Origin of the sequence: Paenibacillus sp. MER 99-2, assembly GCF_023714095.1 — a bacterium.
Lineage (GTDB): Bacteria > Bacillota > Bacilli > Paenibacillales > Paenibacillaceae > Paenibacillus.
On record NZ_JAMAUZ010000001.1, the window covers coordinates 1,817,237 to 1,840,682 of the forward strand.

The 23,446-nt window shown below is 44.4% G+C and carries 23 protein-coding genes; 17 read left to right on the forward strand and 6 right to left on the reverse strand.

The genetic code is table 11. The features are described from left to right. Window positions 1-70: 70 nt before the first annotated feature. The 6 genes from rpmG to M3636_RS08230 all read left to right on the forward strand — a co-directional run bounded on the left by rpmG (window position 71) and on the right by M3636_RS08230 (window position 4,450). A complete protein-coding gene (rpmG, locus tag M3636_RS08205) occupies window positions 71-220 on the forward strand; it encodes a 50S ribosomal protein L33 (protein ID WP_036613813.1) in 150 nt (49 codons plus the stop codon). A gap of 49 nt (window positions 221-269) precedes the next feature. After that, a complete protein-coding gene (locus M3636_RS08210) occupies window positions 270-977 on the forward strand; it encodes a metal ABC transporter ATP-binding protein (protein ID WP_251382027.1) in 708 nt (235 codons plus the stop codon). Further along, window positions 923-1,801 (forward strand): metal ABC transporter permease, encoded by an 879-nt coding sequence (locus M3636_RS08215; protein WP_128102171.1) that lies wholly within the window; start codon window positions 923-925, stop codon window positions 1,799-1,801. The genes M3636_RS08210 and M3636_RS08215 overlap by 55 nt, the downstream gene beginning before the upstream one ends. Window position 1,802: 1 nt before the next feature. Continuing rightward, entirely contained in the window at window positions 1,803-2,960 is a 1,158-nt protein-coding gene (locus tag M3636_RS08220; protein ID WP_251382029.1) for a metal ABC transporter solute-binding protein, Zn/Mn family, read from the forward strand. Window positions 2,961-3,127: 167 nt separating this feature from the next. Further along, window positions 3,128-3,685, forward strand: coding sequence for a hypothetical protein (locus M3636_RS08225; RefSeq protein WP_251382031.1), 558 nt, complete (start codon window positions 3,128-3,130; stop codon window positions 3,683-3,685). 72 nt (window positions 3,686-3,757) lie between these two features. Continuing rightward, window positions 3,758-4,450 (forward strand): M50 family metallopeptidase, encoded by a 693-nt coding sequence (locus tag M3636_RS08230; RefSeq protein WP_251382032.1) that lies wholly within the window; start codon window positions 3,758-3,760, stop codon window positions 4,448-4,450. A gap of 72 nt (window positions 4,451-4,522) precedes the next feature. Here the strand turns inward: M3636_RS08230 and M3636_RS08235 are convergent, their stop codons facing one another. From M3636_RS08235 to uxuA, 4 genes are all read right to left on the reverse strand, one after another. Continuing rightward, window positions 4,523-4,894 (reverse strand): DUF4363 family protein, encoded by a 372-nt coding sequence (locus M3636_RS08235; protein ID WP_251382033.1) that lies wholly within the window; start codon window positions 4,892-4,894, stop codon window positions 4,523-4,525. An 81-nt stretch (window positions 4,895-4,975) separates the two neighbouring features. Then, window positions 4,976-5,704 carry a DUF421 domain-containing protein gene (locus tag M3636_RS08240; RefSeq protein WP_251382034.1) on the reverse strand — a complete coding sequence of 243 codons (729 nt, stop codon included), beginning with the start codon at window positions 5,702-5,704 and terminating at the stop codon, window positions 4,976-4,978. Between the two features lie 282 nt (window positions 5,705-5,986). Further along, window positions 5,987-6,850 (reverse strand): SDR family oxidoreductase, encoded by an 864-nt coding sequence (locus tag M3636_RS08245; RefSeq protein ID WP_251382035.1) that lies wholly within the window; start codon window positions 6,848-6,850, stop codon window positions 5,987-5,989. After that, on the reverse strand, window positions 6,847-7,914 hold the full coding sequence (gene uxuA, locus M3636_RS08250) for a mannonate dehydratase (RefSeq protein WP_251382036.1): 1,068 nt from the start codon (window positions 7,912-7,914) through the stop codon (window positions 6,847-6,849). The genes M3636_RS08245 and uxuA overlap by 4 nt, the downstream gene beginning before the upstream one ends. A 397-nt stretch (window positions 7,915-8,311) precedes the next feature. Between uxuA and M3636_RS08255 the strand changes: the two genes are divergently transcribed. Together M3636_RS08255 and M3636_RS08260 are read left to right on the forward strand one after the other, a co-directional pair. Then, window positions 8,312-8,614 (forward strand): ArsR/SmtB family transcription factor, encoded by a 303-nt coding sequence (locus M3636_RS08255; RefSeq protein ID WP_128102177.1) that lies wholly within the window; start codon window positions 8,312-8,314, stop codon window positions 8,612-8,614. Window positions 8,615-8,728: 114 nt separating this feature from the next. Next, window positions 8,729-10,153, forward strand: coding sequence for an aldehyde dehydrogenase (locus tag M3636_RS08260; protein WP_353056287.1), 1,425 nt, complete (start codon window positions 8,729-8,731; stop codon window positions 10,151-10,153). Here the strand turns inward: M3636_RS08260 and M3636_RS08265 are convergent, their stop codons facing one another. Next, window positions 10,154-11,065, reverse strand: coding sequence for an AraC family transcriptional regulator (locus M3636_RS08265; protein WP_251382039.1), 912 nt, complete (start codon window positions 11,063-11,065; stop codon window positions 10,154-10,156). It lies immediately after the preceding gene. A 239-nt stretch (window positions 11,066-11,304) separates the two neighbouring features. Here M3636_RS08265 and M3636_RS08270 point away from each other — a divergent pair, with 239 nt between their 5' ends. The 9 genes from M3636_RS08270 to M3636_RS08310 all read left to right on the forward strand — a co-directional run bounded on the left by M3636_RS08270 (window position 11,305) and on the right by M3636_RS08310 (window position 22,064). Further along, window positions 11,305-13,527: a glycoside hydrolase family 52 protein gene (locus M3636_RS08270; protein ID WP_251382041.1), complete on the forward strand. Its 2,223-nt coding sequence runs from the start codon at window positions 11,305-11,307 to the stop codon at window positions 13,525-13,527. Next, complete coding sequence (locus M3636_RS08275) at window positions 13,524-15,656, forward strand: alpha-glucuronidase family glycosyl hydrolase (protein ID WP_251382044.1); 2,133 nt, start codon at window positions 13,524-13,526, stop codon at window positions 15,654-15,656. Before M3636_RS08270 ends, M3636_RS08275 begins: the two co-directional genes overlap by 4 nt. Window positions 15,657-15,718: 62 nt before the next feature. Next, window positions 15,719-16,786 carry an NAD(P)-dependent alcohol dehydrogenase gene (locus M3636_RS08280; RefSeq protein WP_251382046.1) on the forward strand — a complete coding sequence of 356 codons (1,068 nt, stop codon included), beginning with the start codon at window positions 15,719-15,721 and terminating at the stop codon, window positions 16,784-16,786. 222 nt (window positions 16,787-17,008) lie between these two features. Continuing rightward, window positions 17,009-17,275: an HPr family phosphocarrier protein gene (locus M3636_RS08285; RefSeq protein ID WP_251382048.1), complete on the forward strand. Its 267-nt coding sequence runs from the start codon at window positions 17,009-17,011 to the stop codon at window positions 17,273-17,275. Between the two features lie 142 nt (window positions 17,276-17,417). After that, window positions 17,418-17,669 (forward strand): type B 50S ribosomal protein L31, encoded by a 252-nt coding sequence (locus M3636_RS08290; protein ID WP_056691355.1) that lies wholly within the window; start codon window positions 17,418-17,420, stop codon window positions 17,667-17,669. A gap of 201 nt (window positions 17,670-17,870) precedes the next feature. Beyond that, a complete protein-coding gene (locus M3636_RS08295; RefSeq protein WP_174715295.1) occupies window positions 17,871-18,176 on the forward strand; it encodes a Dabb family protein in 306 nt (101 codons plus the stop codon). 60 nt (window positions 18,177-18,236) lie between these two features. Further along, the gene (locus M3636_RS08300; protein ID WP_251382049.1) at window positions 18,237-19,004 is read left to right on the forward strand and encodes an SDR family NAD(P)-dependent oxidoreductase; all 768 of its coding nucleotides are present in this window, start codon (window positions 18,237-18,239) and stop codon (window positions 19,002-19,004) included. A gap of 213 nt (window positions 19,005-19,217) precedes the next feature. Then, the gene (gene poxB, locus M3636_RS08305; protein ID WP_251382050.1) at window positions 19,218-20,945 is read left to right on the forward strand and encodes a ubiquinone-dependent pyruvate dehydrogenase; all 1,728 of its coding nucleotides are present in this window, start codon (window positions 19,218-19,220) and stop codon (window positions 20,943-20,945) included. A 363-nt stretch (window positions 20,946-21,308) separates the two neighbouring features. Beyond that, a complete protein-coding gene (locus M3636_RS08310) occupies window positions 21,309-22,064 on the forward strand; it encodes an SDR family NAD(P)-dependent oxidoreductase (protein WP_128102183.1) in 756 nt (251 codons plus the stop codon). Window positions 22,065-22,203: 139 nt separating this feature from the next. On the opposite strand, the gene M3636_RS08315 is transcribed toward M3636_RS08310, so the two are convergent. Next, window positions 22,204-23,382: an MFS transporter gene (locus tag M3636_RS08315; RefSeq protein WP_251382052.1), complete on the reverse strand. Its 1,179-nt coding sequence runs from the start codon at window positions 23,380-23,382 to the stop codon at window positions 22,204-22,206. Window positions 23,383-23,446: the final 64 nt, after the last annotated feature.

The window sequence follows — 23,446 nt, forward strand, 5'->3', positions numbered from 1 at the left end:
CAAAAGAAAGAGCATAGGCTAGTATCATTAAATAGTAATAATTACGATTAAATAGGAGGAGGCAACAACCATGAGAGTCATTGTTACTTTAGCCTGCACCGAGTGCGGAGATCGCAACTATACAACGACGAAGAATAAGCGTAATCATCCCGAACGCCTGGAGATGAAGAAATACTCGCCACGATTGAAGAAGATGACGATTCACCGGGAAACACGATAATTTTTTTTGTCATTTTTACATCGTAATAATTACGAAAAGAGGAAGAATCATGTTACTATCCTCCATGCGTGATGTGGTGTTTGGATATGGTAAAGAACCTGTTATTGATCAACTGTCGTTGGATATTCATGTGGGAGAATTCGTAGGCATTACAGGTCCCAATGGTTCTGCGAAGACAACCATGCTGAAATTGCTGCTAGGGCTGCTTAAGCCCTGGAGCGGTTCGGTACATATGAACATACAGAATATCCGCGGTAAAAAGTTAGAGATTGGTTATGTGCCTCAGCAGGTGGCATCATTCAATAGCGGTTTTCCCAGCACCGTGATTGAATTGGTACGATCAGGATGTTATCGCAAGCTCGGGCTATTTCGGAAGTTTACCACCGATCAGGAAGCGATAGTGGAGCGCAGCCTTCGTGAAGTGGGGATGTGGGAATACAGAAATACGCGAGTAGGCGAACTATCCGGTGGACAGAAGCAGCGTATCTGCATTGCACGAGCTCTGGCAGGACAGCCGCAAGTGCTTGTATTAGATGAGCCAACAACGGGGATGGATCAACGCAGTCGGGAAGGCTTCTATGACTTGATGCGCCACTACGCAGATGTTCACGGCCTCACGATCATTATGGTTACACATGGTCTGGAAGAGATGGGCAACCGATTAGATCGAACGATCACGTTGGAGCGGCAAGAAAGTGAGGAATGGCAGTGTTTGAGTACGAATTCATGCAGCGTGCCTTTTGGGCAGGTGGATTAATTGGCGTCATTGCTCCCATCTTGGGAGTTTACCTTATGCTTCGAAGACAGGTTCTGATGGCTGATACTTTATCTCATGTGTCGTTAGCAGGGGTGGCGCTTGGTTCGGTTATGAATTTGAATCCGGTCATCAGTGGCTTCGCTATTGCGGTCATTGGTGCATTACTGGTTGAACAATTGCGGAGAAGTTATCGAACCTATAGTGAGGTTCCTGTCGCCATTATTATGACATCAGGACTTGCACTTGCCGTTGTACTTATGAGCTTGAAAACCAATCTGTCCAAAACCTTCAGCTCCTATCTGTTTGGTTCCATTGTTGCCGTCAGTAATATACAGCTGCTGATGATGGTCGTGGTATGTATTATCGGTTTAGCCTTTTTCATTGTGCTACGAAGACCGCTATACAATTTAACGTTTGATGAAGAGACGGCCTCCATCGGTGGTGTTCAGGTTAAAGGGTTATCATTCGCGTTTGCCGTTCTTACAGGAATGACGGTTGCAGCAGCCATGCCTATAGTTGGTGTGTTGCTCGTATCTGCACTCATTGTGCTGCCAGCAGCGCTCGCATTAAGAGTATCTCGTAGTTTTGCTACAGCGATTGTTATTGCTGTGGTCACAGGACTTATCGGAATTTTTAGCGGTCTGACAACTTCTTATCATTTGAACACACCACCAGGAGGCACGATTGCACTAATCCTGTTGGTATTTCTATTGACTGGAATATCAGCACAAAAGCTGATTTCATTATATAACCGTAAACGTCACCGCGTAGCACAAACACAACAAAGAGCCATACTATCTATCCATTCAAAGGAGAATATATAATATGAAATTTAGCAAAACAGCAGCATTTGGACTTTTCTTCAGCCTCGCACTTGTTGTCGCAGGTTGTGGACAGACGAAGTCCGCTACGGAGACAGATCCATCTACAGCTAGTACCCCAGCAGCGACGGAGCGTAAATTAAATGTGCAAGTAAGCTTCTATCCGATGTATGAATTCACCAAAAATGTCGCGGGCGACCTGGCAGATGTACATACACTTGTTCCGGCTGGTATGGAGCCCCATGATTGGGAGCCAACACCTCAAGATATGGCTAGCATCGAGAAAGCAGATGTGCTTGTATACAACGGAGCTGGAATGGAGTCTTGGATTGATCAAGTGAAAGATAGCTTGAGTAATGACAACCTGATACAAGTCGAAGCAAGCAAAGGCATCAACCTGCTTGAAGGCGGAGAGCATGACCATAGTGACTCAGAAGCGGAAGACCACGACCATGATCATGCCAGCGAAGGTACAACAGAAGAGCACGACCATGACCACGATCATGCTGAATCAGCAACGACAGAAGAACATAATCATGATCATGGAGACGAAAAAGCTACGGAGGAGCATGATCACGATCATGCAGACAAAGCAACGACAGAGGAGCATGCCCATAGCCATAGTCATGATCACGGTGGACTTGATCCACACGTATGGTTGTCACCGGCATTAGCGATACAAGAAGTCCGTAACATTGAAGCTGGCTTAGCAGAAGCTGCGCCAGAGTATGCTGATCAATTCAAACAAAATGCGGATGCGTACGTAGCTAAACTAGAAGCATTGGATACCGATTTCAAAGCAGCTGTCACAGATAGTAAACGGAAAGATTTTATTACACAGCATGCTGCTTTTGGTTATCTTGCACAGGAATATGGATTGCAGCAAGTCCCTATCGCAGGATTGTCTCCTGAACAAGAGCCATCCGCAGCACAGATGGCCTCGGTAATTGATTTTGCGAAGGAACATCAGGTGAAAACCATTTTCTTCGAAACACTCGTTTCTTCTAAAGTATCTGAGACAATTGCGAATGAAGTGGGTGCAAAGACGGCTGTGTTGAATCCAATTGAAGGATTGACGGAGGAAGAGATTGCAGCAGGAATGGACTACATTAGTGTAATGAGACAGAATTTAGATGCATTGAAACTAGCGCTGAACGAATAGATATCTGATTTGATGCAAATTAACGAAAGAGGTACAATAATAAAATATGCTGAGGAAGGCACGTGATGTCATTCCTTTGCCGACTGGCGAAGCAGAGAGCACAGGGATGTGCTCTCTTCGTTGTCTGCGGCGACCGGATATGGAGCGGGAGTAGGGGGAGCCTTTATATGAGTATTGATCCAGAATTAAATGTAATCGAATCGAACCTGAACCACAAGGAACTAAACGGAGCTGATTCCATAGTGTCCGATAGGCTTACCGTGAATCAGGCGAGTGCAGATCAAGAAGAGCTTCTGAGTGAGCAGCCCGCTCACCTATGGAGAAGACGCAAATTAGAGCTAATGTTCTGGACGGAACGTGATAAACAGACGGTAATGGCGAAAAGGACGACTCTGTGGAATGGTGTAGAGGTCGATGTCGAGCTTGCTGAGGCACTCACTCTGCTTCAGAATGCAGGGATTGCTACTGAGTTTTCTTGTGCAGGTGTAAGTCCCTTAGATGAACCTATCGATCATTCCCTCTATGCGTATGTTACACTAGTGAAAAGTGAAGCAGCCGATCGATTCGTCCAATATGCGATACAAAATATGCGTCATAGACTTCTTGTTACATTGGAGACAGGCAGTGGACGTTATGATTTATCTTCTTTTTTCATCGGACATAATCGCAGTTTCTGTTGGTGGATGCAACAATGTGCCGCTCATTTTATGAAAGGAAACGATTAACTCTTCAGTAACGTAATATACGGATAAGTCTAATTATTCATCATTTTTGTGGCAAGGGAGGTGGGACGGTACTTGAATAAATGGCTCAAAACAATATTGTTTCTAATCGTCTCTGTATTTCTCACACGATTTATTCCATTCTCATCTTTATTTCGAAACCTAGATACGATGATCCACGAATTCGCGCATGCGCTGACGACACTGCTGTTGTCTGGCAAGGTATTAAGGATTGAACTATACGCGGATCATAGCGGAGTAACTTATTCCACCATGCTCACGCCAGGCCGATCCATCCTTGTCTCCTTAGCAGGCTATATCTTAGCATCACTGTTCGCCTGGTTGTTGTTCTATCTATACCGGAAAGGACGACACTTGTGGGGTCTAGGTATTATTACCGCTATAGCCCTTGTGTCATTGCTGTTCTATGTAAGAGGAGAGTTTGGGATGTTGTGGCTAACCGGTTTTATTGCCTTAAACGTAGTCATTATGATTTTTGGCGCCAAAATTGTGAAGTTCTACTACCTATTCCTCGCATTTCTAACCTTAGAAGAGTCTGTCTTGAGTGCAATGTATGTCGGATTACTATCCTGGACACAGCCTTCTAGAGCAGGAGATGCAGCCAATTTGGCGCAGCAAACGTTCATGCCTGCAATGTTCTGGGGCACATTGTTTGCCTTGTTCGCGCTATGGTGTGCTAAGGGCGCATTATCGTTATTTTTCCGGAAAGAAAGTGGAAGTGGCCGTACATCGCGTTCGCGCGGTTAAAGTGAGTAATGATCATACAAATAGAAGGGGCTCCTGTCATCTGGGAAGTCCCTTTTAGCATTACATACGTATTTAGTCTCCCAGGTTATCCCACAAGACATAAAAGTAATGGATCTCCTCCAATAGCGCCTGATCATCTTGCGCAGCAACTCCACCCTTGATTCTAGCGAGTGTACCCAAAATATCATAGATAGTTTCACGTTCTACGCTGAACTGGATACGGTTGACGATGTGATCCCATGCGTTCATGGCATACTCTGCTTCAGACTTGGCTTCACGCCACTGCTTATTCTGAACTTGCTTCTCAAGTGACTGTACCGACTCCAGTAAACGATCCTCCGTACCGAAAGGCCTTTTAAGAAACGGTCCAGAGGCAAGAATGACGCAGAACAAAATAAGTAGAGTAATCGGAATGACATAAAGCAACCAGATTCGTATTTTCATCCAAGCCCTCCTGCATCGGTATGAACGGAACGTTCTCTTCGAAAATTTTGAAATGTCTGAAATCAAGAGAGAGACGTTGAATTAGAAAGGGCCTTCGTAATCTCCCATATCTGTTTTCTCGGTGAAATGATCTTCGAAAAGATCGATATAAAGCTTGTCGTTTGGCAAAATCGCGGCAAATGCAATATTCTGAATCGTCAGCTTTTTCTTTTTTAATTGCGCAGTTAACCACTTCATATCTTTGTGGCGTTCCTCCAGGTTTTGCTTGATTAGAACACCGTCAATAATTAATTCGGTCATCAATCGGCTTTTGGGTGGGTGCAAATGCATATCTTTCGCTGTCAATGGCTGATGTTCAGGTTTGAGTACAACCGAGATACTCCCATCGGGCTCAAGGATCGCGTAACTAAGCGTGGTAATGTCGAATACATCCTTCTGACGAAGCATCATGGTGAGTTCATCGAACTTCACCCTCATTTTGCTCAGGTTATGTTCTAGGATTTTGCCATCCTGTACGACCAAAGTGGGGTCAGAGTCCAGCAATTTCGTAATGGTACGACTCTTCAACGTAATATATTGAAAGATGATGGTGACAATCGTGAATATGGTTAAAGCCACAAAATGAATCCACCCTTTAGATGATAGATCTGTCGCAAACGTTCCTGCAATCGAACCTATCGTAATACCATTAATATAATCAAAGTAGGTTAGATTACCCATCTGCTGTTTACCCAATACTCTGGTATAGATCATCAGCGTCAAAAATGCGATTATGGATCGTACTGCAACGACCCATGTTTCTTCCATCATGTGATGCTCACCAGCCTTCACTTCATCCAACAGGTAGCGGATTCGAATATCTACAGGTTCATAGAGAAGAGTTTATATCCAGCACTTTTCCAAGAACTATAACAAGTTTTTCCAACGTCATTGCATATTATTCGAATTGAAGGGATGAGGGAGTGAGGAAGTACGGAGTGGAAAATGAAAAATCCGAAGCGGACTTTGCAGCCTGCTTCGGATGATATGAAAGATCGAATGATTAAATTTCGCTATTTCCTGCACACAAGAAGAGTACAAGATAGAAGAGACTTACACACCAGCATACGCCATAAATCCGCCATCCACTGGAATAACGGTACCTGTAACGAAACCAGATTGACTGTCATCCGCAAGCCACATTAGTGTGCCGAGTAAATCCTCTGGTTTGCCGAAACGACGCATCGGTGTATGCGCAATAATTTTGCTAGAACGCTCTGTAGGTGAGCCATCTGGCTGCAATAACAAATTACGGTTCTGTTCTGTAAGAAAGAATCCTGGCGCAATCGCATTGACGCGAATTCCAGATTCAGCTAGGTGTACAGCAAGCCATTGTGTGAAGTTATTAATTGCTGCTTTAGCTGCACTGTATGCTGGAACTTTGGTCATAGGAGACGGGGCACTCATCGACGAAATGTTAATAACGGTTGCCTGCACATCTCGTTCGACCATCTGTCTTGCAAAGATCTGTGTTGGAATGAGAGAGCCCACAAAATTAAGATCCATCACCTGACGGAAACCCTCTACACTTACATCAAAAAAAGTCGTTACATCCGCTTGGTCTAGATCCTCGAGTTTAAAAATTTCGTTCGTTGTGTTAGCACTAGCGTTATTGCCACCTGCACCGTTAATCAGAATGTCACAGGGTCCAAGTTGTTCTAGCACCGCTGCGGCTGCGGCTTGCACACTTTCCGCCTGAGTAACGTCACAAGCGACCGCAATTGCTGTACCTCCAGCAGCTTCAATAGAAGCAACGACAGCTTCTCCCTTAGATACAGTACGATTGAGTATAGCTACTTTCGCGCCATGGCGAGCAAGCTCTTCGGCCATCGAACGACATAACACACCTGCGCCTCCCGTTATGACAGCGACTTTCCCCTCTAAGCGAGAGGTGCGTTCACCGATTACTTCACTCATGCTTTTGCCCTCCTTTGTAGAGAATCCCACACGCCCCAAAGGTACATAATTCCCATAGCACGGTCATAGAGTCCGTATCCCGGTCTGCATTGTTCGCCCCATAAATGACGTCCATGATCTGGTCTGGCATACCCTTCATACCCAATATCATGATAGGCTTCGACAATACCCGCGATATCGACATTACCGTCTTGACTGCGGTGAGAGGTTTCGATGAAGTCTCCATTATCGTAGACCCTTACATTACGAATATGGGCAAAAGGAATGCGATGCTTGAATTCATGGATCATTCCGATAATATCATTATTAAGATTAGCGCCAAGCGAACCGCTACACAAGGTCACACAGTTACTTGGGCTATCATACAGTTCAAGATATTTCCTTACATTATCCTGATTGATAATGATCTTAGGCAAACCAAAGATTGGCCATGGCGGATCATCCGGGTGGATCGCCATTTTGATGCCTAATTGTTCAGCAGTTGGAATGATCTCCTGCAAGAAATAACGAGCATTTTCCCACATGTGATCCTCTGTTACATCTTTATAGGCTTCAAATAGCCCTGTTAAATACTGCAATCGTTCGGGTTCCCAGCCAGGCATCGTTAATGCAGAATTTTCGGTAATGTTACGAACGAGTTCCAATGGTTCAATATCTGCAATCTTGCTACTTTCATAGAAGAGGGCAGTAGAGCCGTCCTCCAGTTCCTTATGAAGATCCGTGCGTAACCAGTCAAAGATTGGCATGAAATTATAACAAATAACCTTAACACCGACCTGAGCCAGCTTTTCCATCGTTTTTTTGTAATTGGTAATGTATTGATCCCGACTTGGTAGACCTAATTTGATATCTTCATGCACATTAACACTTTCAACGACGTCTAAATGTAATTCAGCCTGATCCGCAGCAGCTTTCACTGCCAGGATTTTGTCCATTGGCCATTCGTCACCTGCTGGAACATCATGCAATGCCCACACAATGCCTTCGACACCCGGAATTTGCCGGATGTGATCCAGAGATACCGTATCATTGCCTTCGCCAAACCAGCGAAAAACCATTTTCATCACGTTCACCTCATCAAGTTTAGTAAGAAAGCATGGTTGCATCATTACATCAGTGTCGTGCGATCGATAGGGCTCGAATGATGCAACATATTGTAAATCAAGTAAGGCAGCGCAAACCTTAAATATGTACCTATTTTGAAGCAGACATAGAGCTGTAGTAGTGCGTTAACCGAAAATCAAATGCTTAAAGATCTTCAAGTTTGTTCTACTAACATACTACCATACAAGTATGATGATATGGAAGCGCTTTATATTGATTTATTGTGGTTTTGTATAGATTTTGATGTGATTTGCTTGAATATCATTGCAGTTTGTCGACAGAAGTAGTAATATTCAATCATTAGTTTAAATGTTTAAACCAACAGACAATCGATTAATGAAACTATAGAGGTGAACCATGGGACAAAAAGCGCTACATATTTTTCAGAATTGCATTCCTTTATTTCAGGTACTCAGTGATAACCATCGGCAATCAATCCTGCTCATGCTTAGTGAACAAGGCAAGATGACGGTTAATGAAATTACAGAACAATCCAGCTTGTCACGACCTGCCATTTCCCATCATCTCAAGTTACTGCTTGAAAAAGGTCTGATCTCGGTGGAACAGAAGGGCACCCAACGTTATTACTCTGCATCGCTTCAATCCTCGGTTGCATTGTTGAAGGAACTGGTTGCAGCTATGGAAGAAGAGTGCATATAAGTTTGCAAGAGATTGACTAGGTATTAAAACCAATATAGATAAACATAGCCCCAAGTGAAGTCCGATTGGACTTTATGCGATCAATAGGTTCGTAAGTTTAAACGCTTCATCATTATAACTTCAAAGGAGCATGATAATATGAGCACCCTACAAGAAATCAGCAGTCGTGAAGTTGAGGAGATTCTACAGCACCAGCATGAATTTTTTCGCTTAGGAGCAACACGTTCTGTGGAATATCGAATCGAACAACTCAAGCGCCTTAAACAAGCGATTCAACAATACGAGAGTAAACTGATCGAAGCACTATATCATGATCTAGGCAAGAGCGAGTTCGAATCCTATACCACCGAAGTTGGATTTATGTTGGACAGCATCACGCACACGATAAAAAAAGTGAAGAAATGGGTCAGACCGGTCAAAGTGAAAACACAAATGGCTTTGATTGGCTCCAAGAGCTATATTATCCCTGAACCTTATGGCTCAGTACTGATTATCGGACCGTTCAATTATCCATTTCAGCTGTTGATCGAACCGTTAGTAGGTGCAATTGCAGCAGGCAATACAGCTGTGCTCAAAGCATCGGAGAACACACCTGCAGTATCGGCCGTTGTTCGTGAGTTGATTGCTTCTGTATTTGAACCTTCCTATGTAAAAGTGGTTGAAGGAGCGAAGGACACGACCACAGCACTTATTAATGCACCGTTTGACTATATCTTTTTTACAGGAAGCGTCCCCGTCGGGAAGATTGTCATGGAGGCTGCGGCCAAAAACTTGGTTCCTGTTACGTTAGAGCTTGGAGGCAAAAGCCCTGTTATTGTAGATGAACATGCAGATCTGAAAGTGGCGGCACAGCGTATTATGTGGGGTAAGTTACTTAATACGGGTCAGACTTGTATAGCGCCTGATTATCTGCTTGTACATGAACGCGTGAAGGATCAACTGATCACGGAGATGAAGCAAGCGGTGGAGTCCTTCTACGGTTCTGATATCCAGCATAATCGGGATTATGGACGAATCGTAAATAACGCTCATTTCAAGCGGTTAACAACCATTATTGAACGCGATCAGGCTCAGGTGATATACGGTGGACAGTCAGATGAAGATGATCGTTATATTGAGCCAACCCTGATTGACGTAAGTTCATGGGATGCAGCCAGCATGGAGGACGAGATTTTTGGACCGATTTTGCCGATTATCACCTACAAACACATAAACGAAGCCATTGCTGGTATTCTGAAACGCCCGAAACCACTGGCTCTGTACCTATTCACGACAGATACACAGTTGCAAGACAAGGTTATGTCGGAGGTATCCTTTGGTGGTGGATGTATTAACGATACCATTACACATGTGGCTAACCCTCAACTGCCATTTGGTGGAGTAGGGAACTCTGGCGTTGGCTCTTATCACGGAAAATTCAGTATTGAGACATTCTCACATTTCAAAAGTGTGCTTAAAAAGAGTACAAAGTTGAATCTGCCTATTCTGTATCCACCTTATGCAGGCAAACTCAAAACCATCAAGCGGTTATTAAAATAGTTACTTCTCATTCGCTCGTTCCAATCGGTATTGAGACGGTGATATCCCTGACCAGCGCTTGAATTGACGACTGAAATGAGCAATGTCCTTGTAACCAAGCATGGATGAAATTTGCTGGATGGATCGAGTTGAATTAACCAGTAACAGCTTCGCTTCATGCAAAACCATTTCGGACAAAACAACGCGCGGAGATTGCCCAAATACCTGTTTGAATACCCGATTACAATGAGAAGAGCTGATTCCCAGTTCTGACGCAATATCGTCGATGCCATAGTGTGTATCTGTTTCCCGACCTTGCTTGAATTGTTGGCTTACCAAGCCCTGTAGACGATTCCGTATTTGATGAGCGAGTTCGATCTTCTCATAGCTGTCTGTAAATGACTGAGCTACTTCTTGCGAAACAGCTTCCCACAAGTGACCGAACAATTCAAATACAGCGGATTGAAGTTGCATACGTTGCACCATGGCACTGGGATTAGGATGAGGGGCAGTGTTCATTAATTTACGAAGTACAGGCTCAATTTTTTGTGTCACTGTGCTATCTGAACTGAACAGAACTTGTTTAATTCGTGCAAGCAGAGAAAGAAACAATTGGTCATCGATATCAAAGTGCATGCAGAAGTATGTAAAACCTTGATCATTACGACTTTGGCTGGAATGAATGCTACCTGGAGGAATCAGGAGTAATTCGCCAGCCTTTTGCTTGTATACGTGACCGTTAACCGTCATCCATTGTTCGCCCTCTGTTACATAATTCAATTCATATTGAGGATGCTCATGTGCCGGATAATCCCAATCTGCAGCAACACTGCGCAAGTGGATCGCAAATAGATTGACGGTCGTCTGTACATCCGGGTAAAAGACTTCATGTACACTTTCTCCTAGAAGCGGAGGCAGATAAGTAGAAGACATATTAACTCTCCTTCAATAATTAGAATAGTTGATTCAGAGGATACCGCCTTTTTTGAGCAGTTACTAAAAGATAGATAGTAAGACTTAATAATTAATTGTAAGCGCTTTATTGTATTGTACTACATTAGCTCGATTTGGGTAAATATCCGATTGATTTGACCATGGTATCCAATTCAATGCCCATGATAGGATGGGGCTAATGAAAACGTATGCAAACCATTTGAGAGGGGTCATATTTTATGAGCGCGTCCAAATCTATTTTTTATAATGCCCATCACTCACCGATTGGCGCTTTTGCTAGTTTTACTTTAGGTTATAAGGGAGCGAAGGGTGGACTCGGACTGGAGCTGGGAAAGCCAGCGGATCAGAATATCTATATTGGTGTTCAGTCTAGAGATGGCGAGACATATCAAGCCCTTCCATTTTATGAAGCGACAGAAGACGAAAGTGTTCGATATGACGTGGAGAAGCTGGAAAGTGCAGATGCAGAGCAAGAAGCAGGACAACCCGAAGTTGAAGGATCCACAGCATCTTCTACAAGAGCACAGCAGCCGTATATTTCGGCTTTCCGAGATGAGGAGATCACTCGTAAGTTCACTTCCGGAACAGATATGTGGACAGCAGGAGATTTAACTTTCCGCATATACTCACCGGTACGTCCTGTACCAGAGCCGCTGAAGGGTGAGCGTGAAGCGTTGATGGATGCACTGGTACCTGCGGTACTTGTTGAGATGACGATTGATAATACGCAGGGACAACAGGCACGCAAAGCGTATTTTGGCTATCAAGGCAATGATCCTTATTCAGCAATGAGAATGATTGGTGGTCCAGAAGGCGGCGCTTTAACCGGTGTTGGTCAAGGGCGCTTAACTGCGATCATGTCTACGGATGATGGACTGTGGCCAGCTTTGGGTTTCACATTAGAGAAAATTCTTCAAGAGAAACATGTCGAAAATCTTGCGTTTGGCCTGGGTGGTACGGCTGCATTGTTAATGGAGGTTCCAGCAGGCGAGACGCGTACATACCGTTTTGCAGTCTGCTTCTATCGCGGAGGCATTGCTACCTCTGGAATCGATACGACTTATTGGTACACTCGATATTTTGCAAATATACAGGAAGTAGGGCAGTATGCGCTTAATCGGTACAATGAATTGGCAGCATCCTGCGAGGAGGCTGATCAACGCCTAGGAACGGCTTCTCTCTCAGAAGATCAGGCTTTCATGCTTGCTCATTCCATTCACAGTTATTATGCAAGCACACAGCTGCTTGACGCGGACGGAGAGCCGTTCTGGATCGTCAACGAAGGGGAATATCGAATGATGAATACACTGGATCTGACGGCAGATCAGTTGTATTTCGAATTGGCTCTTAATCCGTGGACGGTGCGGAACGAGCTGGAATGGTTTGTGAAGCGGTACAGTTACACAGATCATGTTCGTTTTCCAGGTGAAGAGCAAGAATACCCCGGTGGCATCACGTTCACACATGATATTGGAGTAGCGAATGTATTTTCTAGACCCGGACATTCCGCTTATGAGCTTGTGGGCATTGACGATTGTTTCTCTCAGATGAGCCATGAGGAATTAGTGAACTGGCTCTGCTGTGCGACAGTATACATTGAGCAGACGCAGGACCATAGCTTTGTCCAAGAAATGTTACCTGTTATTCAGGATTGCTTCCAAAGCATGCTTAACCGAGATCACCCGGAAGAACAGCAGCGAAACGGTCTCATGGGGCTGGATAGCAGTCGTACCAAAGGCGGAGCAGAGATCACAACCTATGATAGTCTAGATGTGTCACTGGGGCAGTCTCGTAACAATATCTATCTGGCAGGAAAATGCTGGGCCGTTTATGTCGCACTGGAGAAGCTGTTTGCAACGGAGAAGCTTGCCGATCTGTCCCATCAGGCGGGACGCCAAGCTGATCTTTGTGCAGCAAGTGTGGCAGCACAGTTAACTGAAGCGGGGTATATTCCAGCAGTTATTGCGGAGAACAATGATTCTCGAATCATCCCAGCAATCGAAGGCTTAGTATTCCCGTATTTCACAGGATGTGAAGGTGCGCTTGATGTTAATGGTCGCTTCAGCTCCTATCTGCAAGCACTGAGAACGCATTTGAACACAGTTCTAGTACCAGGTACTTGTCTGTTTGAGGATGGTGGATGGAAGCTGTCTTCGACAAGCAACAATTCATGGCTTAGCAAAATCTATTTATCTCAATTCATCACACGAGAGATTCTGGGGCTTGAGTGGGACGAATCCGGCAAACAAGCCGATGCTGCCCATGTAAACTGGTTATTGCATCCGGAAGAGTCCTACTGGTGCTGGAGTGACCAGATTCTATCTGGCGTTGCAGTAGGAAGTAAATATTATCCGCGCGGAGTAACCTCCATTTTGTGGCTGCTTGAAGGTAAAGGTCATCAATTAGGACGTATCTACGCAAGTAAGGAGGCTGTCCAATGAGTCAATCCATCGTTCAGACGGACTTATCGGGTCCACAATATGATGCATGGCTGTCTTATCGTTCAGGTTCATCCAGAAGAGGGGGAGTAGTGAAACATGCTCCTTCCTGGATTCAGCACATTATTGTAAATGAAGAGCATGAGGTCTTATCTACGGCTGTTGCTGAACTTATACAGGGAGTAGAGAATCTATATGGTGTGAAACCAACTCTCAATCAAGCTCAAGCCGCTCAAACCAACTCAGATGTAACACCAGGCATATGGCTTGGCACTTGGTCAGGTTCATCCAGCGCAGCTGGACAATTCAGTGAGGGTGAACGCAACTCCGTTCAGGGAGAAGGCTACATTATTCGTTTTAATGAAGAGCAAGGTCAATTGGCCATTGGAGCCGAATCCGCTCAAGGTGTCCTTTATGGTACGTTTCATGTACTGAGAGAGCTCACGCTAGCTCAAGAAAGTTCGATTGATGCAGAACCTTTGGAGTCTAGATTACGTTACATTACAGAACAACCACGCAATTCTCTACGAATGATTAATCAGTGGGATAATGTGGATGGCAGTATTGAGCGAGGTTATGCTGGGGAATCCATCTTCTATGAAAAAGGTGAATTCACCCGCGATCTTGGACGGATTCGAGATTATGCACGGCTTCTTGCCTCAACCGGGATCAACGCGATTTCCATCAATAATGTGAATGTGCATCAACGTGAGTCCCTGTTTCTGACTGAACAGTTCTTAGGCGATGTGGCACGTGTTGCCTCTGAGTTCAGAGCGTATGGCATTCAGCTTTTCCTCAGTGTCAATTACGCAAGCCCAATCGAGATCGGTGGATTGAATACAGCAGATCCTCTTAATGAGCAAGTTCGTGAATGGTGGAATGTGCAGACCGCTAAAGTGTATGCCGCCATACCTGACTTTGGAGGTTATTTGGTAAAAGCAGATTCAGAAAATCGACCTGGTCCCTTCACATACAATCGTGATCATGCGGATGGAGCCAATATGCTTGCAGAAGCACTCCGTCCATTCAATGGAGTTGTAATCTGGCGCTGCTTCGTCTATAACTGCAAACAGGATTGGCGTGATCGCTCCACGGACCGTGCACGTGCGGCTTATGATCATTTCACTCCGCTCGATGGTCGTTTTGCGGACAATGTCATTTTGCAGATCAAAAATGGTCCCATGGACTTCCAGGTTCGTGAAGCAGTATCTCCACTGTTTGGTGCCATGGAGCAGACGAATCAAGTGATTGAGTTTCAGATTACGCAGGAATATACGGGTCAGCAGCGTCATCTGTGTTATTTGGTACCACAATGGAAGGATGTTTTGGATTTTGATACGTATGCCAAAGGCGAAGGGTCTGAGGTTAAACGCATTGTCGATGGATCGATGTACAACAGACTTTATAGTGGCTTTGCAGCCGTCTCGAACATCGGTGCAGATGCTTGCTGGACAGGACACCCGCTTGCTCAGGCTAACTTATATGGGTATGGACGACTAGCTTGGAATCCCGAGTTGTCTGCGGAAGAGATCGCTGAGGAATGGATTCGCCTAACGTTTGGACAAGACGAAGAGTTGATTCGCACCATCTCAGGCATGTTGCTGAGCTCACTGGACATTTATGAGAACTATACGGCACCTCTGGGGGTAGGCTGGATGGTTAATCCGAATCATCATTACGGTCCTAACGTTGATGGATATGAGTATTCCAAATGGGGAACTTACCACTTTGCCGATTGTGAAGGCATCGGTGTGGATCGAACGGTACGTAGTGGCACAGGGTATACTTCCCAGTATCACCAGCAGAACGCAGACATGTATGAATCCCTTGAACAGTGTCCAGATGAATTAATATTATTTTTCCATCATGTGCCTTATACGCATGTGCTGCACTCCGGCAAGACGGTCATTCAACACATTTATGATACTCACTTTGAAGGAGCAGCGCAGGCGGAAGAGCTTGCTAATCTATGGAGAAGCCTTGAAGGCAAGATTGATGCAAGCATATACGACAAAGTTGCTGCACTGCAGGAGGAACAGGCTGAACATGCGAAAGAATGGCGGGACATGATTAATACTTACTTTTATCGTAAGAGTGGCATTAATGATGAACAGGGCAGAACGATTTATTAACGTTAGTAGGCTATATCATGGAGACCACTCACTCGTGTATGGACAGAAGAAGGAGGCACAGCATGAGACAACATTCAATTCCTGAGACAATGAAGGCAGCTGTTATGAAGGAACCAGGGCACATCCTCATTGAAGAGCAGAAAGTTCCGGTTCCTAAGGCAGATGAAGTACTCATCCAAGTCATGGCTGTAGGCGTATGTGGGTCTGATGTACATTATTTCGAACATGGTCGAATTGGGCGCTTCGTCGTGGAAAAGCCGATTATACTGGGTCATGAGTGTGCTGGAATCGTGGCAGCGGTGGGCTCTGATGTGACCAGGCTCAAGCAGGGAGACCGCGTAGCCATCGAACCTGGGGTAACCTGTGGCAGGTGTTCGGCTTGTAAGGAGGGGCGCTATAATTTGTGTCCGGATGTGCAATTCTTGGCGACACCTCCTGTCGATGGAGCATTTGTTCAATACATGACGATACGTGAAGATATGGCATTTCCGATTCCAGACCATCTTTCGTTTGAGGAAGCAGCCTTGAACGAACCATTCTCGGTAGGTATTCATGCCGCACGTCGTAGCAAGCTTGCTCCGGGAACAACGTTAGCCATTATGGGCATGGGGCCAGTAGGCTTAATGGCTGTAGCCGTGGCAAAGTCGTTCGGAGTCGAGCGAATTATTGTAACAGACTTGGAAGAAGTTCGACTTGACGCCGCACGCCGACTCGGAGCTACGCACACAATCAATGTACGGAATGAAGACGCACTTTCAATCATTCGTGAACTCACGAATGGTCAAGGTGTTGATACCGCGTGGGAAACTGCCGGCAATCCCAAAGCACTACAGACAGCGCTGTATTCACTACGTCGCGGAGGGAAACTCGCCATTGTTGGTTTACCTGCTCAGGACGAAATAGCGCTGAATGTTCCTTTTATTGCGGATAATGAGGTCGATATTTACGGGATATTCCGCTATGCGAATACGTATAGTGCAGGGATTGAATTCTTGAGCTCTGGTAAACATGACGTGATGACGCTGATTACCGATCGTTATAGCCTGGAGGATACGCAGCAGGCGATGGAGCGAGCTTTGCACAACAAAAGCGGAAGTCTTAAAGTGATGGTTTACCCTAATGGGATGTAATGAAATAACCAATCCTTGAAAGGTCATAAGAACGGGCAGCGGTTGTTCGATAATCGTTGCTGTTAAGCCCCGGTTAGTGGGGCTTATTTTTTTATTTTACAGTCATAATAAGCTATACAAGCCCATATAAAGTGGTATAATTCTTGGAAGATTTTAATATATGGCATGCTCGTATGTACGTGAGTAGGTTAATTTTACAGTTAGCGAAAGGATATGAAGGTTGTGAGAACACATGAATTTACGATTCACACGGATTTTCACCGAGATGATCTGATGTCTGTTTCTTCTCAAGCATCACGTTTTGCCTCCGATATATCAATGTCGTTTCTGGATGCTGATTATGAACGTCGAGTTGATGTCAAAAGCTTGCTCGGTATGGCTCTTCTGCCTATAAGGCAAGGCAGTATTGTCAGATTGCAAACCAGAGGTTGGGATGAGCTTGAGGCTCTAGAGTACATGTTAGATGTGCTGGAGAAGGGAAGGAAATAACTTCAGAAGAGGTGCAAATGACGTCGAATTGTAAAATTTTTAACGTTTGATCAATTCCTGCTGGTGCTTCTTGCAAAAAAAGAGTATAATAAAATTTAGTTTGATTCTAGGAAGTACCCATTTTAAAGGAGTGTAAATAGATATGCCAAAAGCTGATATCCATCCAAAGACACAAATCGTAATTTTCTACGATGCAAGCGCTGATTACAAATTCTTGAGTTCTTCGACTAAATTCTCGAACGAAACAATGGAATGGGAAGATGGTAACACTTACCCAGTAATCCGTGTGGACACTAGTTCCGCATCCCACCCGTTCTTCACTGGTAAACAAAGAAACGTGGACATCGGTGGTCGTGTTGACAAGTTCAACCGTAAATACAACCTCAAAAACTAGTCTGTCCATAGATTGCATGAAAGCCTTGGGAATTCGTTCCCAAGGTTTTTTTGTTTCTCTTGAGAACTGCGTGTGAATGGTAGCCATGTGTGTTGTCAAACGAACTTTAGACATGATTCTGTATATTTAGGATTGCGCTTACATCACATTCAAGGGTACACTAAGAAACAGAGCAAGATCATATTGAAGGAGGACATTAACATGAGTAGCATTACACATATGGTCACTTTTACACTTTACGTGGGCAAGGATACGCCTGAGGCAGAGTCCTTTTTGCAGGAAAGCCAAACGGCGCTAGCAGCGATCCCAGGTGTGGAGCAGTTTCAAGTGTTTCGCCAAGTGAGCGAGAAAAATGAATTCGATTACAGCTTTTCGATGGTTTTTGCGAATCAAGCCGCTTATGATGCATACAACAACCACCCGGTTCATGTCCAATATGTAGCCGAACGCTGGGAAAAAGAAGTCAGTCGTTTCCAAGAAATTGATCTGATCCAACATACATCATAAATTAAAATCATAGTTGTTCATACGGAATACCGAAATCGTTTTCCATAAAGGTAGGTGTTGATGTTGAAACAGTTGGATCTCACAGGAAAGACGGCGTTGGTTACCGGAGCGACGGGTCAATTAGGAAGAGTGATTGCGCGTACCCTCGCTGATTGTGGTGCTGATATTGCCTTGCATTACATAAATAATGAGACCAAGGCTCGGGAGCTTCAACGTGAAATTGAGAGCATGGGCAAACAAGCCATTATTGTTCAAGGTGACATTACCAAACCTGAGACGGCTCCACGTTTGCAAGAACAAATTCAATCTAGCCTATGTGGGGTAGATATCGTTGTGGCGAATGCTGTCATTCAATATGCGTGGACAACGGTGTTAGAACAGGCGCCTGAAGACTACCTCGGACAATTCGAGTCTTGTGTAATGCAGAGCGTCTATCTAGCCAAAGCCTTTATTCCTTATATGAAAGAGGTTAAAGGTGGGCGATTTATAGGCATTAACACCGAATGTGCAATGCAAAATTTCGAGACACAGTCCGCATATACCGCGGGTAAACGCGGAATGGATGGCTTGTACCGTGTACTAGCAAAAGAAGTCGGCGAATATCAAATCACCGTTAATCAGGTAGCTCCTGGCTGGACAATTAGCGAGCGTGATCGTTCTAGTGAACCGGGACATGATGAAGGCTACACACGCACTGTGCCGTTGAAACGAAGAGGGGAAGACCAGGAAATTGCCAATGCCGTGGCTTTTCTTGCGTCCGATCTTTCCTCATTTATTACAGGTGCATACATACCGGTTAATGGCGGCAATGTAATGCCTGCGATCTAATCCATCTATTACGTCCACATAACAGTCAAATAAAGCATTTCATCCCGAAATCCGTTTGTCCTATGACAGACGGATTTTTCTTATTGTATTCACTTATAATATATCTATACATACATATAAATTTGATTCGATATTCAAAACATTGGGGTATAAGAATAGGTATATTCATGACGTGGAAGCCTAACTCAAAATAAGCAATAAAAGGAGATCATCATGAAGAAAACAATTGCAGACGTTCTTGTCGAAGCCCTATTAAATGCCGGTATCAAGCGGATCTATGGCATTGTTGGTGACTCTCTTAATGCTGTCCTGGATTCGATCCGCCGATCAGGTAAAATCGAATGGATTCATGTTCGACATGAAGAAGTCGCCGCCTTTGCAGCTGGTGCAGATGCCGAAGTAAGCGGTAGTATTGCTGTGTGTGCAGGTAGTAGCGGCCCGGGAAACACACATCTAATCAATGGTTTATACGATTGTCATCGCAACCGTGTGCCGGTACTTGCCATTGCCGCCCACATTCCGAGCGACGAGATCGGGAGTGAATACTTTCAGGCCACTCATCCAGAATATCTGTTCCAAGAATGTAGTCACTATTGTGAAGTCATTACCACAGCCAAACAGATGCCTCGTTCATTAACGATGGCTATACAGACGGCAGTCGCTCGTTCAGGTGTTTCGGTTGTTGTGTTACCCGGGGATGTAGCGGCTCTAGAAGCGGCAGATCTTCCTGTTCCTGAACATGTATACCATCCGACTAATCCTGTCGTGCATCCTTCTGAGCCTGAACTAATCAAGCTTGCGGAATTCCTGAATCAAGACAAAAAAATAACATTACTCTGCGGAGCTGGTTGTGCAGGTGCTCGTGAACCATTAATGGAACTATGCGAACGTCTTAAATCACCCATGGTCATTGCGCTACGAGGCAAGGAATACCTGGAATATGACAATCCGTACTCCGTCGGATTAACGGGACTGATCGGATATTCTTCCGGCTACCATGCGATGATGGATTGTGATGTGCTTTTGATGCTGGGTACAGACTTCCCGTATCGTCAGTTCTATCCTGAGGATGCTACGGTATTACAGGTCGACATTCAGTCCTCGCATCTTGGACGTCGAACGAAGCTAGACTTTGGTGTCTGTGGCGATGTGAAATCAACGATTGAAGCCTTGTTGCCATATCTAACTAAAGAACACTCTGACAAACATCTGAAGAAAAGTGTTGATCGTTATATCAAAGTACGTAAAGAGCTGGACGAGCTAGCCATCGGCAAACCGGGAAAAAAGCCAATCCATCCTCAATACTTAACGAAGATCATTAGTGACGCTGCAGCTGAGAATGCCATCTTCACCTGTGATGTAGGTACGCCTACAGTGTGGGCTGCTCGATATATTGAAATGAGCCGTAATCGCAGGCTGCTTGGTTCATTTAACCATGGCACAATGGCTAATGCGCTACCCCAAGCGATTGGTGCTCAAGTTGCGAATCCAGGTAGACAGGTCATCTCACTATCCGGGGATGGTGGTATCGCAATGCTTATGGGCGATCTATTAACGCTGAAGCAGCATAACCTACCGATTAATGTGGTTGTATTCAACAATGGTGCACTGAGTTTTGTTGAACTGGAGATGAAGGCTGCTGGTTTTCTAGAATCGGGGACGGAACTTGTAAACCCTAACTTCGCTATGGTTGCACAGGCGATGGGTATAGAAGGAATCCGAGTGGAAGATCCGGCCGAGCTTGAAGGAGCAGTCCAGCGTGCACTTCAGCACGATGGTCCTGTCCTGATCGACGTTGTCGTGAATCGTCAGGAGCTCTCGTTGCCACCGAAGATTAATATTAAACAGGCTGAAGGATTCACGTTGTGGATGATGAAAGCTGTGCTGAATGGTCGCGGCGATGAGCTGATTGAACTAGCCAAGACTAATCTGCTACGGTAAGTAGCGCAGAGCTTGTAGAGAAGTGATATGTACCTTAACTAAGCTAACAGCTGAGTTTGCTAGAAACATATTTCTTGTTCCATCTCTGGAATAATTACAGGACTGATTGCTTGTTAAAAGGGAGTTAGCCATGCTTCGCATGAGTGTGGCGCTCCTTGTTTAATCACGTTGTATATGTCTATATTATCGTGCATCATATTATTTAAAATTGTTTTTATTTTGTAAGTCCTATAAAATAAATATTGTCAGATAGGATTAGGTGTCTTTTTGACATACATATGTTGCATGATGTGTTACTAGCTGCATCATATTCATTTATTGGATCCAACGACGAGATAATACACACACATGGAGGAGATCAGAATGAGTCATACAGGAAAAGTAGCCATTATCACTGGAGCAGGAAGTGGATTGGGACAGGCAGCTGCATTGAAGCTCGCTGAGAAGGGTGCATCTATTGTGGTCGTTGATCTGGTTGAAGCGACAGGCCAAGAAACGGTGAAACAGATTGAGGCGTTAGGCGGCAAAGCGATCTTTGTTCAAGCCGACGTAAGTAAGGCAGTAGATGTAGAAAACTATGTGAAGAAGACCGTCGAGGAATTCGGACGAATTGATATGTTCTTCAATAATGCGGGTATCTCGGGACCTGGCGTCAAATTAATCGAACATACGATTGAGCAATTTGATCAAATTATCGATATTAACCTGAGAAGTGTATTTTACGGTTTGAAATATGTGATTACTGAAATGCTCAAAACAGGCGGAGGTGCCATTCTTAACACAGCCTCTACAGCGGGAATTGTAGGCGTACAAGCCGTTGCTCCTTATGCAGCAACGAAGCATGGAGTCGTTGGATTAACACGTACAGCCGCAATCGAATATGGCAAAGATAACATTCGTGTCAATGCGATTGCACCAGGTACGATTGAAACTCCTATGGTTGTTCAGTTTGGTAAGGATAATCCGGAAGTGTTCAAAGCAACCGTGGACAGCATTCCATCCGGACGCTTAGGTAAGCCAGAGGAAATTGCGAACCTGGTTGCGTTCCTCCTTGGTGACGAAGCTCCGTATATTAATGGTGCTGTATATCCAATTGATGGTGCTGTAACTGCTCAGTAAGTTATCAAATATAACCTTACGTGCACCGTATATATGCTTGTTAAACATTACAATAATGAATACAAAGAGGCATCTGTCTAACTGACAGTGCCTCTTTGTTCTTTGTATTCGGAAATGAGAACAGAAACTATACTAGTGTTTAGGTAGCTTCAGGCGTACTCTCTCTAGCGTTAGAGGAAGCAGCATGATAGGAGATCATCATGATAACAATTGCCACAACTACACCAACAGCTCCAATCCACGTAATGGATTGGATGGAAATCTGACTGACTGCGATACCACCAATTCCAGCCCCAGCAGCCATCGCGAGTTGCATTACTGAACTATTTAAGCTCAACATAATACCAGAGGATTCAGGCGCCATCGTAACTAGTTTATATTGTTGTGTAGGTCCCGATGACCACGCAGCAAAAGACCATAACACCAATATAATCAGTAGAGCAACTGTTGATTGAGAACTGAAATTCAGTGAGATTAAACTCACGATGTGTAATGACATTCCTAGTAGAAGAGTACGTTTTACACCCCAACGATCTGTACTATAACCACCAATCTTAGACCCAATTAAACTGGCAATGCCAAATGCAAGTAAAGCTGAGCTAAGCAAGGTTTCATTCATATTAGCAACGGAAAGCAAGTATGGAGAGATGTACGTATAAGCGATGGAGTAACCACCTAACCAGAAAAATGTTACGAACAGTGCAAATAAGATACGTGGTTGCTTCAACAAAGCTAATTGTTTTTTCAACGGTATAGGTGCTTCCCCTTCAGATGATGGAATGGTCAATGCAATAACGATCATAGCGAGAATACCTAGAACAGAGATCCCTACAAAAATCAGCTTCCAGTCCCATGATGCAGCAACTAATCTGCCTAAAGGCACACCTATAATAAGAGATCCCGTAAATCCTGTAACAACTGTTGCGATTGCACTCGCTTGTTTCCCTTCACTTGCAATTTTGGCCGCAACCGTTAATGCAGTTACAACAACAACTCCAGCCCCAAGCGCCATGAATACCCGAGCAACAACAAAAAGTCCAAATCCAGGTAGGGCATAAGCAAATAGATTTGCTAGTACAAATAAACCAAGGGAATAGATGAGTAACTTACGTCGGTCAATCCGAGATGTCAGAGCCACAAGTAAGGGCGTACCTAATGCATATACAAGTGAAAAGATTGAAATAAGTTGCCCTGCAGCAACGAGTGAAATGTTCATGGTATCAGCAATCCGATCAAGAATACCTGCGATGACATATTCAGATGTTCCTACAAGAAAGCTAACCAGAGCTAGAACATAAATTTTCCAAGTGTTAGACATAAAAAAGATTACCTCTTTCTAATATAAATTTATATTTTTAGAAATATAGAAATAACGACAAAAG

Coding starts and splice junctions, on each gene's coding strand:
- M3636_RS08240 (WP_251382034.1), bottom strand. CDS start 5,704: ATGATGGAAGAAACATGGGTCGTTGCAGTACGATCCATAATCGCATTT.
- M3636_RS08255 (WP_128102177.1), top strand. CDS start 8,312: ATGGGACAAAAAGCGCTACATATTTTTCAGAATTGCATTCCTTTATTT.
- M3636_RS08235 (WP_251382033.1), bottom strand. CDS start 4,894: ATGAAAATACGAATCTGGTTGCTTTATGTCATTCCGATTACTCTACTT.
- M3636_RS08300 (WP_251382049.1), top strand. CDS start 18,237: ATGTTGAAACAGTTGGATCTCACAGGAAAGACGGCGTTGGTTACCGGA.
- M3636_RS08220 (WP_251382029.1), top strand. CDS start 1,803: ATGAAATTTAGCAAAACAGCAGCATTTGGACTTTTCTTCAGCCTCGCA.
- poxB (WP_251382050.1), top strand. CDS start 19,218: ATGAAGAAAACAATTGCAGACGTTCTTGTCGAAGCCCTATTAAATGCC.
- M3636_RS08225 (WP_251382031.1), top strand. CDS start 3,128: ATGAGTATTGATCCAGAATTAAATGTAATCGAATCGAACCTGAACCAC.
- M3636_RS08215 (WP_128102171.1), top strand. CDS start 923: ATGGCAGTGTTTGAGTACGAATTCATGCAGCGTGCCTTTTGGGCAGGT.
- M3636_RS08265 (WP_251382039.1), bottom strand. CDS start 11,065: ATGTCTTCTACTTATCTGCCTCCGCTTCTAGGAGAAAGTGTACATGAA.
- M3636_RS08275 (WP_251382044.1), top strand. CDS start 13,524: ATGAGTCAATCCATCGTTCAGACGGACTTATCGGGTCCACAATATGAT.
- M3636_RS08210 (WP_251382027.1), top strand. CDS start 270: ATGTTACTATCCTCCATGCGTGATGTGGTGTTTGGATATGGTAAAGAA.
- uxuA (WP_251382036.1), bottom strand. CDS start 7,914: ATGAAAATGGTTTTTCGCTGGTTTGGCGAAGGCAATGATACGGTATCT.
- rpmG (WP_036613813.1), top strand. CDS start 71: ATGAGAGTCATTGTTACTTTAGCCTGCACCGAGTGCGGAGATCGCAAC.
- M3636_RS08245 (WP_251382035.1), bottom strand. CDS start 6,850: ATGAGTGAAGTAATCGGTGAACGCACCTCTCGCTTAGAGGGGAAAGTC.
- M3636_RS08270 (WP_251382041.1), top strand. CDS start 11,305: ATGAGCGCGTCCAAATCTATTTTTTATAATGCCCATCACTCACCGATT.
- M3636_RS08310 (WP_128102183.1), top strand. CDS start 21,309: ATGAGTCATACAGGAAAAGTAGCCATTATCACTGGAGCAGGAAGTGGA.
- M3636_RS08315 (WP_251382052.1), bottom strand. CDS start 23,382: ATGTCTAACACTTGGAAAATTTATGTTCTAGCTCTGGTTAGCTTTCTT.
- M3636_RS08295 (WP_174715295.1), top strand. CDS start 17,871: ATGAGTAGCATTACACATATGGTCACTTTTACACTTTACGTGGGCAAG.
- M3636_RS08280 (WP_251382046.1), top strand. CDS start 15,719: ATGAGACAACATTCAATTCCTGAGACAATGAAGGCAGCTGTTATGAAG.
- M3636_RS08290 (WP_056691355.1), top strand. CDS start 17,418: ATGCCAAAAGCTGATATCCATCCAAAGACACAAATCGTAATTTTCTAC.